General features: G+C 74.7%; 8 protein-coding genes and 1 pseudogene. 3 read left to right on the top strand and 6 right to left on the bottom strand.

Translation table 11 applies throughout. From position 1 onward, the window contains the following. Nucleotides 1-734: 734 nt before the first annotated feature. Nucleotides 735-2123 carry a choice-of-anchor A family protein gene (locus tag OO48_RS34710; RefSeq protein ID WP_051733322.1) on the top strand — a complete coding sequence of 463 codons (1389 nt, stop codon included), beginning with the start codon at nt 735-737 and terminating at the stop codon, nt 2121-2123. A gap of 60 nt (nt 2124-2183) precedes the next feature. Here the strand turns inward: OO48_RS34710 and OO48_RS32725 are convergent. Next, nucleotides 2184-2399 (bottom strand): annotated as a pseudogene (locus tag OO48_RS32725) (protein phosphatase); the annotation flags it as partial. 286 nt (nt 2400-2685) lie between these two features. Between OO48_RS32725 and OO48_RS32720 the strand changes: the two are divergent. Further along, entirely contained in the window at nt 2686-4119 is a 1434-nt protein-coding gene (locus OO48_RS32720; RefSeq protein ID WP_425338612.1) for a lamin tail domain-containing protein, read from the top strand. Between the two features lie 246 nt (nt 4120-4365). Here OO48_RS32720 and OO48_RS39425 read toward each other — a convergent pair whose 3' ends face one another. From OO48_RS39425 to OO48_RS32695, 4 genes are all read right to left on the bottom strand, one after another. Next, complete coding sequence (locus OO48_RS39425) at nt 4366-5352, bottom strand: hypothetical protein (protein ID WP_033222988.1); 987 nt, start codon at nt 5350-5352, stop codon at nt 4366-4368. 259 nt (nt 5353-5611) lie between these two features. Next, a complete protein-coding gene (locus tag OO48_RS35620) occupies nt 5612-6256 on the bottom strand; it encodes a hypothetical protein (protein WP_051733320.1) in 645 nt (214 codons plus the stop codon). Between the two features lie 251 nt (nt 6257-6507). Further along, complete coding sequence (gene gdhA, locus OO48_RS32700) at nt 6508-7887, bottom strand: NADP-specific glutamate dehydrogenase (RefSeq protein WP_033222983.1); 1380 nt, start codon at nt 7885-7887, stop codon at nt 6508-6510. A 392-nt stretch (nt 7888-8279) separates the two neighbouring features. Continuing rightward, nucleotides 8280-9995 carry a glycoside hydrolase family 13 protein gene (locus OO48_RS32695; RefSeq protein ID WP_245194897.1) on the bottom strand — a complete coding sequence of 572 codons (1716 nt, stop codon included), beginning with the start codon at nt 9993-9995 and terminating at the stop codon, nt 8280-8282. Nucleotides 9996-10297: 302 nt separating this feature from the next. Between OO48_RS32695 and OO48_RS32690 the strand changes: the two genes are divergently transcribed. Next, complete coding sequence (locus OO48_RS32690) at nt 10298-10801, top strand: PadR family transcriptional regulator (RefSeq protein ID WP_033222981.1); 504 nt, start codon at nt 10298-10300, stop codon at nt 10799-10801. A gap of 34 nt (nt 10802-10835) precedes the next feature. Here the strand turns inward: OO48_RS32690 and OO48_RS32685 are convergent, their stop codons facing one another. Further along, the gene (locus OO48_RS32685) at nt 10836-12134 is read right to left on the bottom strand and encodes an MFS transporter (protein ID WP_081952561.1); all 1299 of its coding nucleotides are present in this window, start codon (nt 12132-12134) and stop codon (nt 10836-10838) included. Nucleotides 12135-12248: the final 114 nt, after the last annotated feature.

Here is a 12248-nt window from a genome sequence, read left to right as displayed (position 1 = left end):
CGACGCGTCAGCGTCCTGTGGGCACTCCTGCGCGACAACCGGATCTTCACCCCCGATCCGGACGCGCAGGCAGCTTGACTCGGTCATTGAGACTCCTCGGGAAGGTCGGGTCGATGGTGGGGGAGGAGCGGGCACGCCTGCCCGCGGGCCGCGGGGAGCGACCCCGGGGCGGCGCGATGTGGACCCTGCACACCGCGAACCGTCCGAAGGCTACGATTGGCCTATACCAATTGGCAAGTGTTTGCCACCGGCGGGCAGTTGGCGGATGGCGGGATCCGGCCACCGTCGCCGCCCGCCCGGCCGGGGCGACCTGGCGTGACGTCAGATTCCGGTCGGTGCGCGGACGGTGCCCGGTGGCGGGAAACCGCGGGGGAGGGGGTGCCCGTCGGCCCCGCCGTCCGGTGGTGACGGGCGGTGGCCGGGGCGCGCCGGGGAGGGCGTTCGGAGCCGCCCGGGGTGCTGTGGCGCGGCCGCCGGTCGACGGGGTTAGGGAACTCAAGCCCCGGATGGCGCTCCGATGAGCCGGTCGGCGGAGGCGTCCGGCAGTGGAGGAGTGCCGGGAGCGAGCCGGTTCGTGCCGGAACCGGTTCGGCGGGGGTTCCCGGGCGCCGGCTCCGAATTCGCCAAGTGAGCGGCGCCGTGCCGTCGACGCCCCGTCCGAGGGGGTGCCGCCGTCCGGGGAAGTGCCGCGTGGCTGCGTGAGATTCGCCGCTTTACCCACCTAATCTCCCGCTATGTCCGTACGCCCCCTGGCCCTCGCGGCCCTCTCGCTCGGCCTCGCCACCACACCCGTGCTCGTCCCGGCCCTGCTGTCACCGTCAGCCGTCGCGGTCGGCTCCAAGCGGGCCTCGATCGGCAACCCGGTCGAGGGGAACCTCGGCTACAACGCCTTCGTGGAGCAGAACACCACGCTGGGCAGCACCGAAGCCGAGGGCCCGATCGCCACCGGCGGCAACCTCACCTTCGGCTCCGGCTACAACGTCAGCCTGCACACCCCCGGCACCTTCACCGCCCCCGGCGACGACCACCCGGCCGCGCTGGTGGTCGGCGGCCGGGTCGACTTCGCCGGCAGTTCCCCCGGCGGGGTGCTGAAGGTGCTCAGCGGCGGCTACACCAAGATCGGCGACCTGACCGGCGCGCACGCCGTCGACCGGGACGTCAACGGAGCCCAGGTCAACACCCAGGTGGTGGCCTCCGGTGCGGTGCACAACTCGGTGCCGCGGATCGAGATGACGCTGGACCAGCCGCTCGCCTCGGTCGGACCGGCGCCCGGCCTGATCGACTTCACCAGCGCCTTCGAGGTCTTCCGCGAACGCGCCCGGATGATGGCGGCCTGTGCGCAGAACGTCACCCTCCTCGACGACGCTGGCAACCCGCTGCCCGACGGCCCCTACCCGCCGGGCGTCATCGGCCACCTGACGCTCACCCCCGGCCGCACCAACGTGCTGCACCTGACGGGCCAGCAGATGAACGCGCTAAGCGAGATCAACTTCCACGACCAGCCCACCAAGGACACCCCGCTGCTGATCGTCACCGACACCACCGCCGAAGGCGGCGTGTTCGTCTGGGACAACCCCAACACGGCGGGGATCAGCGGCCCGCAGGCCCCGTACGTGCTGTGGGACTTCCCGGACGCCACCGACCTCACCATGGCCAGCGGCGATTCCCTGGAAGGCACCGTCTACGCGCCGAACGCCCACCTCAAGGACGTCAACGCCTCCAACCTCGAGGGCGACGTCATCGCCCGCGCCTACGACGCCGGGCCGCTGGCCGGCGGCACGTCGATCGTGGCCGGGGAACTGCACTACTGGCCGTTCGACGCCGTCATCGACTGCGAGAGCACCAGCCCCTCGCCCAGCCCCAGCGGCACCGGAAAGCCCGCCCCCAGCCCCTCGCCGAGCCCGTCCCCCAGCCCCGGCCCGTCCACCAGTCCCAGCCCGAACACCGGCCCCAGCCCGTCCCCCAGCGCCTCGCGGACCCGGCCCGCCCCGTCCCCCACCGGCCCGGGCGGCGAACTGCCCGCGACCGGCGCCGGCCCCGGCCTCCCGCTCGCCGCGGCCACCGCCGCCGCGGCCCTCGCCACCGGCACCCTCCTGCTGCGCCGCCGGGGCCGCAGGCACTGACCCACCCGCAGAAAGCTTCCGCCAAGCGGCCCGCCGTCCCCGGACGGCGGGCCGCCGGGGTCAGGAGGCGTCCAACGAGACGAGCAGCCGCGCGGTGTCCGACCCGACGTCCAGGTACTCGACGAACAGGCCGTTGTGCAGCGCCCACGGCGAACGCCGCGCCCGGACCAGCCGCACCGCCCCGGCGCTCCCCACCCCCGGCTCCACCAGCGCCTGCGCGACCACCAGGCCGGAGCGGTTGTACCCGGAACGGCAACGCACCAGCACCCTCCGCCCGGCCGGCCAACGTCGTTCGCCCCGGCGGGGGTTCCCGTGCCCGTCAGTGACGGCGTCGACGGCGGATCCAGCCGGCTTCGGCGATCGGGAGGACGCGGCGCGCACCGGCGGGCGAGGCGACCGTGAGGTGGGTCGGCGCGTGGCGGACGCCCCCCGGGAGCGGCGCGGTGCGGGGGTTCGTCGGGCGTTCATGAGCGGGCCGGGCCGCGGTGGGGCTTCGTTGGGCTGGACTCGGGAAGTTGGGCGGCGCCGTGCTCCCACCCACTCGACCCGAGGGACGGAATCCGTGACCCAACCGCGCACCCCCAAGTGGCGCCGTCGACTCTCCCTGCTGCTGGCCGCCGCGGCCCTCCCGGCCGCCGGCCTGGGCGTGCTGGCCGCCGGGCCCGCCGCCGCCGCGCCCGCCGACGACGTCCGGCTCAACGAGGTGGTGACGACCGGGTCGGTGAACGACTCGATCGAGCTCCACAACAAGGGCACCGCGACGGTCGACCTGTCCGGCTGGATCCTGCGCGACAGCACCAGCAGCAAGTACGCCATCGCCTCCGGCACCACCCTCGCCCCCGGCGCCTTCAAGGCCTTCGACGTGCACGGCAGCTTCGGCCTCGGCTCCTCCGACAGCGCCCGGCTCTACCTGGCCGACGGCACCACCCTGGTGGACTCGTTCAGCTGGACCTCGCACTCCGCCCCGTCCTGGTCGCGCTGCCCCGACGGCACCGGCGCCTGGGGCCAGACCGCCACGCTGACCCTCGGCGCCGCCAACGACTGCGCCGGCTCCGGCGGTTCGGGCGGCTCCACCAGCCCGGTGGCCTGGCCCGGCAGCTCCGGCGTCACCACCGCCGACGGCTCCAACGTGTTCGGCTCCGACCTGTCCGGCCTCTACCAGGAGGGCGGCGTGATGTGGGGCGCGCAGAACTCCGGCAAGCTGTGGCGGCTCGTCCCGAACGGCTCCGGCGGCTGGAAGCCCGACACCGCCAACGGCTGGGGCTCAGGCAAGTCGCTGCGCTTCACCGGCGGCACCGGCACCCCCGACGACGAGGGCGTCACCCTGACCGGCGCGGGCTCGGCCGGCGGCGTGTACGTCTCCAGCGAGCGCAACGCCGACTCCTCCTCCACCAGCCGCCTCTCGGTGCTGCGCTACGACGTCTCCGGCACCGGCACCACGCTGACCGCCACCCGGGAGTGGAACCTCACCTCCGACCTGCCCGCCACCGGCTCCAACCTCGGCCTGGAGGGCGTCACCTGGGTGCCCGACGGCTACCTGACCGGCGCGGGCTTCAAGGACGCCTCCACCGGCGCCGCCTACGACCCGAGCCGCTACGGGGCGCACACCGGCGGCGTGTTCTTCGTCGGCGTCGAGGGCAGCGGCACGGTCTACGGCTACGTCCTGCTGGAGGCCGGTGGCTTCACCAAGGTCGCCACCGTCAGCAGCGGCATGGCCGGCGTGATGGAGCTGTCCTGGGAGCCGCAGGCCAACCGGATGTGGGTGGTCTGCGACGACACCTGCTCCGGCCAGCTGCGCACCTTCCGGGTGAACGGCAGCGGCGCGTTCGCCCCCACCGCGGTCTACGACCGGCCCTCCGGCATGTCGAACATCAACAACGAGGGCTTCACCCTGGCCGGTGCCGACGAGTGCACGGGCGGCAGCAAGCCCGTCTACTGGTCGGACGACAGCAACACCAGCGGCCACGCCCTGCGCAAGGGCAGCATCACCTGCTGACGCCCGGGGCGCGAGCCCCGGAAGGTCCCGGCGCCCCGAGCGGGTGCCGGGACCTCCGCGACCGGCAGCGCGCCCGCCACCGCGGTGACTCCCTGCACACGCGTCTCCACCCACACGAACACACCTGCACGGAAAACCCACGGGCGGAACGGGAGCGCGCACGTCCTCCCCGTACGGCAGTGGAGCGCAAGCCACTTCGCGGACGAACCGGAACGTCCCGGCCGACGTCGGGGCGGACCGCCCGGGTCAGTCGCGGAACCCCGTGTGCACGTGGTCGTGGTGGGTGTCGTCACTGAAGAACTGGTTCGCCGTCCGCCCGCCGGACAGCGGCCGGGGGCCGCCCACGTTGTACGAGCCCGCCGCCGCGGCCGCCCGCATGAAGGACTCCACCAACTCAGCTGGGGTCGCCGGGTCCACCACCGGGTGCCCCTCGATCCGCCAGGTGTCGAACGCCAGCCCGCGCGGGTGGTCGCTCGGCCGGTCGGTGCCGAACACCAGCAGCGGGTGCCCCGAGCGCAGCACGCTCACCTCGAAGGCGTACGCCCCCGCCAGCGTCAGCATCGCCTCCAGCACCGGGCCGTGCACCTGCCCGGCGCGCACGTCCGCCACCGCGGCCGGCGGCAGCACGATCCGCGGCTGCGCCAGCACCCGCACCGCCGGATCGGCCGGGGCGGCGGCCGCCGGGCCCGGGTCGGCCGGGTGCAGCGCGGTGACCTCCCAGCGCGACGCGGCGCCGCCCAGCCGGACGTCGACCGTGCTGCCGGCGGACACCGGCGCGCCGTCCGGCCCGGCCAGCCACTGCCGGCACACCACCAGCACGCTCGCCGAATCCGTCAGCAGGCCGCCGTACTGGGCGTACACCACCTCCAGCGCGGCCTGCGGCGCGTCCGCCAGCAGCGGGCCGGCCTGCTCGGCCAGCGCCGGATCCGCCCCGAGCGCCGCCACCCGCTGCCGGGCCGCCGCCACCCCCTGCCCGCCCGGCGGCCACCCGCCGATCGCCTCCACCACCCGCACGGCCCGCAGCTTGACGTCCGGCCGCAACTCGCCCGGCCCCGGCTGCCAGGCGGCGGGCGAGGGGAGCGCGGCGGACGGAGCGCCAGGACTGGACGGGGCGGACGGGGCGGACGGGGTGGCGGAGCTGTTCGGGCGGGGGGAGGAGCAGGCCGTCAGGGCGCAGCCCAGACCGGCGAGCAGGACGGCGCGGCGGCCGGGCGGCGGAAGCGGTGGGCTCACCCGGCCAGTGTCGGCCGCGGTCGGCGGCCCGGACCGTTGCGACCCGCCGACCGAGGCCGACCGGACGGCCCCGGAGCGGGGCGCGTGGCGGGCGACCGGCCGCTGCGGTGCCCGCCGACGGACACCCCCGGGCCGAACCGGGCCGCCGGGCCCGTCCGGCAGTCGCCGCCGTCCGTGCAGCGCACCGCCACCACCCCGCCCGGCTGCCGGTGCCCCGCCCGAGGCGGTCGGCTGGTCGGCTCAGGCGGGTGACGAGGCGTCAGGTCAGCATGTACAGCAGGGACGCGGCGGCTGCCAGGACGAGCACCGCGGCGGCCGTGAGCGCGGCGGTCCGGACGGTCCGGGGGCGGCGCAGGGCGGCGGCGCGGGCCGGGGCGAAGGCGCCCAGCAGGGTGGTGGTCAGGCCGGTCAGGGCGGCGCCGGCCGGCAGCAGGCCGCCCAGGGCGAAGGCGAGGGCCAGGACGTGGTCACCGACGCCGAGCCGGGTGCAGGAGCCGTCCCCGGCGCAGCGGACCTCCGTGACGGTGCCCGCCCGGTAGTCCGGCGGTGCGCCGTCGTACCTCAGCTCCCGGGCGGGGCCGCCGCTGCCGCCGGTGCCCCGGCAGTGGTTGGTCAGGCTGCGGGACCGTCCGGTGGTGTGGCAGTCGGTGACGGTCATCCGCAACTCGGGCTGCCGGTGCTCCGCCCGGATCCCGGCCATCGCGGAGGCGCTGCCGACCACCACGCCCGCCCCGAGGGCGAGGCCGGCCAGTGCGAGCAGGGCGCCCAGCAGCGCGGACAGCGCCGGGGGCAGTCGCCGCGCGGCCGGGCGGCGGCCCTCGCGGCGCGCGGGTGTCGCACCGTGCTTGGTCCGGTCCGGTCCTCCCGTGCGCCGTGCCCCCGGCCTGCCGGGCTTCCCGGGCATGACGGCCCGCCCTTTCCCCCGCGCGTACCCGCCGCCGGCGGTGTGACGGCACAACCTACCGCCCCGGAACCTGCGCGAACAGCCCGCCCGGGGCGTGGGGCGGACGGGGTGTCAGGCGTACCGGCGGCGGGAGCGCCCCCCCCCCCGAGGCGTCCGGTGCGGGGGGAGGGAGCGGGCGGCCTGATGGCGAAAGGCCGTTCGCGCGGAAGGTCCGGACCACGGGCGCGGTCCGGACCTTCCGTGGGGGACCGTCAGATCAGGCCCTGGGCGAGCATCGCGTCGGCGACCAGCTCGAAGCCGGCGATGTTCGCGCCGACCACGTAGTTGCCGGGGCTGCCGTACTTCTCCGCCGTGGTGTAGCAGGAGTCGTGGATGTGCTTCATGATCTCGCCGAGGCGGGCCTCGGTGTGCTCGAAGGTCCACGAGTCGCGGGAGGCGTTCTGCTGCATCTCCAGCGCCGAGGTGGCCACGCCGCCGGCGTTGGCGGCCTTGCCGGGGGCGAAGGCCACGCCGGCCTCCTGGAGGACCCGCACGGCCTCGGGGGTGGTGGGCATGTTGGCGCCCTCGGCGACGGCCTTGACACCGCCCCGGACCAGGGCGAGGGCGTCCGCCTCGTGCAGCTCGTTCTGGGTGGCGCAGGGCAGTGCCACGTCGCAGGGGACGTGCCACACGCCGGTGCCGGGCACGTACTTCACGTGCGGGCCGCGCGCCTCGGCGTAGTCGGAGACGCGGCCGCGACGGGTCTCCTTGACCTCCTTGAGCAGGGCCAGGTCGATGCCCTTCTCGTCGACCACGTAGCCGGTGGAGTCGGAGCAGGTGAGCACGGTCGCGCCGAGCTGCTGGGCCTTCTCGATCGCGTAGATCGCCACGTTGCCGGAGCCGGAGACCACCACGCGCTGGCCGGCCAGGCTCTCGCCGCGGGTGCGCAGCATCTCCTCGGTGAACATCACGCAGCCGTAGCCGGTGGCCTCGGTGCGGGCCTGCGCGCCGCCCCAGCCCAGGCCCTTGCCGGTGAGCACGCCCGACTCGTAGCGGTTGGTGATCCGCTTGTACTGGCCGAACAGGTAGCCGATCTCGCGGCCGCCGACGCCGATGTCACCGGCCGGGACGTCGGTGTACTCGCCGAGGTGGCGGTGCAGTTCGGTCATGAAGGACTGGCAGAAGCGCATGATCTCGGCGTCCGAGCGGCCCTTGGGGTCGAAGTCGGAACCGCCCTTGCCGCCGCCGATCGGCATGCCGGTGAGGGCGTTCTTGAAGATCTGTTCGAAGCCGAGGAACTTGACGATGCCCAGGTTGACCGAGGGGTGGAAGCGCAGGCCGCCCTTGTACGGGCCGAGCGCGCTGGAGAACTCCACTCGGAAGCCGCGGTTGACGTGGATGCCGCCCTCGTCGTCGGACCACGGCACCCGGAAGATCAGCTGGCGCTCGGGCTCGCAGACCCGCTCGACGATCCGGGCGTCGACGAGTTCGGGGCGCTGCACCAGCACCGGGCCGAGGGTTTCGAGGACCTCGCGGACCGCCTGGTGGAACTCGTTCTCGCCCTGGTTGCGGCGCAGGACTTCCTGGTACAGCGGCTCGATCAGGCGGGCGCCGGCGTCGGTGGACGCGGCAGAGCTGGGGGTGGCCGGCATTCGGGCACAACCTTCCGTGAGCGGATGGTGCACGCGGGCGCCCCCGTCCCGGGAGCGCCCTGGTCCTCCTCGCCGTTGAGGACCGCCGGCGGCGCGCCTGACACGCACCGGCCGACGGGGTGGGACCTGTGGTCTGCACCATTGTCCCAGGGCTGACCTGCGCGCATCGACGGTATGTCCACGATGTGAACGCCTGAATGGGTTATTTCGGTCAACCGAAAGGTAAAGCTTGGGTCACCGATGCCCCATATCTCGGGAACAGACGGTCAAACTCGGTGAATGGTGTGAGTTTGCTGCGAGTTCCGGGCGTGTCCTGGGGGCCCTCCCCTTCCCGGTCGGGAAGGGGAGGGAGGGGAGGGACGGGGAGAAGAGGAGAGGGCCAGGGCGGGGCGTCAGTGCCGCGGCTGGATCCACCAGGCGGTGGTGGCCGGCGGCAGCACCCCGGCCGGGCACGGGCCCGAGGAGAGCAGCGGCTGCCCGGTGACCGGAGCGGGCGCCGGGACGGTGCCGAAGTTGATCGCCACCAGCAGACCGTCGCCCCGGACGAAGGCCAGCACGTTCGGCGGCGTCTCGATCCAGCGCAGCGTCCCCTCGCCCAGCTGCGGCAGCAGCCGGCGCAGGTGCAGCGCCTCCCGGTACAGGTGGTACGCCGAGGTGTGGTCGACCAGCGCCCGCTCGGCGGTGTACCGGGCGAACGAGACCGGCTGCGGCAGCCAGGTCGGCGCCGAGCCCTCCGGGCCGAACCCGTACGGGGCCTCGGCCCCGGCCCACGGCAGCGGGACGCGGCAGCCGTCCCGGATGCCCTTGCGGTTGCCGGTGCGGTGGAAGATCGGGTCGGTGATCACCTCGTCCGGCAGGTCGTCCACCTCCGGCAGGCCCAGCTCCTCGCCCTGGTACAGGTACGCCGCGCCCGGCAGCGACAGCATCAGCAGCGCCGCCGCCCGGGCCCGCTCGGGGCTGCCGAAGCGGGTGGTGGTGCGGACCTGGTCGTGGTTGTTCAGCACCCAGGTCACGGTCGAGCCGGTCGCCGTGATGTCCCGCACCGCCGCGTCGATCACCTGGTGGAAGTGCTCGGCGTCCCACGGCGCGTGCAGCAGGTGGAAGAAGAACGCTTGGTGCAGCTCGTCGCCGCGGACGTACTTGGCCTGTTCGGCCGGGGTCGGCACCGAGGCCTCGCCCACCAGCAGCCGCTGCCGGCCGTCCAGCGCCGTGTACTCCTCGCAGATCGCCCGCCAGGAGCGCCACACCTCGTGCACCTCGGGCTGGTTCCAGGCCAGCGGGTTGACCGAGTCGCGGGTGCGCTCGTCCACGTCCGGGTCCGGGGAGTCCGGCAGCTCCGGGTGCTTGAACAGGCCCGCCGCGACGTCGATCCGGAAGCCGTCCACGCCCCGGTCCAGCCAGAACCGCAGCACCTTCTCGAACTCGACCGGCACCTCGGGGTTGCGCCAGTTCAGGTCCGGCTGCTCCGGGGTGAACATGTGCAGGTACCACTGGCCCGGGGTGCCGTCCGGCTCGGTGATCCGGGACCACGCGGGGCCGCCGAACATCGCCCGCCAGTTGTTCGGCGGCAGCTCGCCGTCCTCGCCCCGGCCGTCCGCGAAGTGGAACCTGGCCCGGGCGGTCGAACCGGGGGCGGCGGCCAGCGCCTCCAGGAACCACGGGTGCTCAGCCGAGCAGTGGTTGGGCACGGTGTCCAGCACCAGGCGCAGGCCCAGCTTCCGGCAGTCCTCGACCAGCAGGTCGAAGTCCTCCAGGGTGCCGAACATCGGGTCCACGCCCTTGTAGTCGGCCACGTCGTAGCCGTGGTCGTGCTGCGGCGACGGGTAGAACGGGTTCAGCCAGACCCCGTCCACGCCGAGGCGCTTCAGGTACGGCAGCCGGGCCCGCACGCCCGGCAGGTCACCGATGCCGTCGCCGTCGGAGTCCTGGAAGCTGCGCACGTACACCTGGTAGATCACCGCGTCCCGCCACCACAGGGTGTCGGGGGCGGCCGGGGCCTCCCGTTCCTCCGCGAGGGTGCCGTCCGCGGTGAGGGCGGTGGAGGCATCCAGGGCACCGAGGGGGCCGGTGGGGCGCGGCAGGTCGGCCGGGACGACGGAAGTGATCATGCGTCACCTTCACGGGAGCGCGCGAGGGAGGTCGCGCTGACAGGCACGGGACCCCGCCTGACCTACCGTCAGTTCCTCGGGGATACCTAGATGTTAGGTATAGGCCAAAGAGCATGTCCAGGAGACGGCGGATGAAGATGTCACCTCTTGGGACGGCGAGTGCCAACAGTCGGGGCGAATCAGGGCGAATAAGGGGGCGCACAACGGGGTAGGGCAAAGCCAAGGAGAGCCGCCCGGCGTACGACCGACGAAGTTCGGCCGCACGGCGCACTCCCCCCACCCACCTCGAAGGGAGCACCCGAGTGCGGCTTCCGCTCCTCGCGCTGCTTGCCGCCGGCCCCGCGCACGGCTACCAGCTCCGCCGCGCCCTGGAGTCCACGTTCGGCCCGGCCTACTCGCGCACCAACGACGGCCAGGTGTACGTCACGCTCGGCCGGCTGGAGAAGTCCGGCCTGATCGAGGGCCAGGACGTCGCCCAGGACGGGCGCCCGGCCAAACGCGTCTTCGCCCTCACCGACGACGGCCGGCGCGCGCTCGCCGACTGGTTCGCCCGCCCCGCCGAGGGCGGCAAGGTCCGCGAGGAGTTCTTCCTCAAGCTCGTCCTCGCCCCGCGCACCCGCCTCGCCGACCCGCGCACCCTGATCGACCTCCAGCGCTCGCACTGCCTCGCCACCATCCGCGGCCTGCACGCCACCGCGGACCAGGCCCGCGACCACGACGTCTCCCGCCTGCTGATCGAGGGCGAAGTCCTCCACCTGCAGGCCGAGCTCGACTGGCTGGAGCGCTGCCAGCAGGAGTTCACCTGAGCCGGTGGCGACGCACCGGCTCCGGGCCCCGGACTCAGCCGGCTCCGGCCGCCGCCCGTCCGTCGTCCCCACCGCCCCCGCCGTCCCCACCGCCACCGGCGGTCGCGGTGCCCGTCGCGTCGCGGCGCAGCTGCGGCGTCGAGGCGGCCACCGCGCCCACCGCCGCCAGGCAGAGCAGGCCGCCGCCGACCAGCGCCGCCGCCGCCCCGCCCCAGGCCGCGACGAGGCCCGCGCGCAGGTTGCCGAGCTGCGGCCCGGCCTGCCCCACGACGGCCTCCGCCGCCGTCACCCGGCCGAGCACCGCGTCCGGGGTGCAGGTCTGCACGATCGTGGTCCGGGCGAGCACCGCCAGCGCGTCCGCGCCGCCGGCCACCGCCAGCAGGAGCAGCCCCGTCCAGGCCCGGTCCGTCAGGCCGAACGCGGCCAGCGCGCCGCCCCAGGTCGCCGAGGCGGCCAGCATCACCGGGCCCGGCCGGCCGAGCCTGGTCACCGGGCCGGAGAACGCCGTGGCGACCACCCCGCCCACCGCCAGTGCGGACAGGAACAGTCCGAGGGTGCGCGGGTTCCCGCCGAAGCGCTCGGTGTTCACCAGCGGGAACAGCGACACCGGCATGGCCAGCACCGTCGCCGCCAGGTCCGTCAGCAGCGCGCCCCGCACCACCCGGTGGCCCGTCAGGAACCGCAGCCCGTCCGCCACCCCGCCCAGGCCCGCCCGGGACGCCCCGCCCACCGGAGGCAGCGGCGGCAGCCCGAACGCGCAGGCGAAGGAGACGCCGAAACTCGCCGCGTCCAGCAGGTAGCACACCCCGACGCCCCACCGGCCGAGCACCACGCCCGCCACCGCCGGGCCGAGCAGCATCATCGCCTGCCCCGTGGCCTGGTTGAGCGCCAGCCCCGCCGCGACCTGGTCCTTCGGCAGCAGACGCGGCACGAACACCCCCGCCGCCGGAGCGCCCAGCGCGCCGAAGGACGCCTGCGCGGCGACCAGCCCCAGCACCGCGGCCACCGGCACGTGCCCGGTGAACCCCTGCACCGCCAGCAGCAGCGAGCAGGCCGCCTGCCCCGCGTTGCCCGACAGGTAGATCCGGCGCCGGTCGGCCCGGTCGACCCAGGCCCCCGCGAACAGGCCGAACCCGACCATCGGCAGCGCCTGCGCCAGGCCGACCGCCCCGCTCCACACCGGGCTGCGGGTGCGGTCCCACACCTGGAACATCACGGTGACCACGGTCATGAAGCTGCCCAGGGCGGACACCGTCCGCCCGACCAGCAGCCGCCGGAACGGGCGGGAGGTCCGCAGCGGCCGGACGTCGATCAGGACTCGGGCGAGACTCACGAGGCACGCACGCGAGAGGACGGGGACACGGACTCGAGCATCCGAGGACCCTAGCCCATCACCCCGGCCGGAGGCCGGGGCGGCGGGGCGGGGCGGGGCGGGGCGGGGCGGGGC

Origin of the sequence: Kitasatospora phosalacinea, from assembly GCF_000716545.1 — a bacterium.
GTDB lineage: Bacteria > Actinomycetota > Actinomycetes > Streptomycetales > Streptomycetaceae > Kitasatospora > Kitasatospora phosalacinea.
Note: the sequence above shows the minus strand (reverse complement) of the source record. Positions and strands in the feature narration are given on the sequence as shown.

Bases quoted from the DNA above. Each gene is read 5' to 3' on its own strand.
- OO48_RS35620 (WP_051733320.1), bottom strand. From the start codon at position 6,256: ATGCCCGGGAAGCCCGGCAGGCCGGGGGCACGGCGCACGGGAGGACCG.
- OO48_RS34710 (WP_051733322.1), top strand. From the start codon at position 735: ATGTCCGTACGCCCCCTGGCCCTCGCGGCCCTCTCGCTCGGCCTCGCC.
- gdhA (WP_033222983.1), bottom strand. From the start codon at position 7,887: ATGCCGGCCACCCCCAGCTCTGCCGCGTCCACCGACGCCGGCGCCCGC.
- OO48_RS32695 (WP_245194897.1), bottom strand. From the start codon at position 9,995: ATGATCACTTCCGTCGTCCCGGCCGACCTGCCGCGCCCCACCGGCCCC.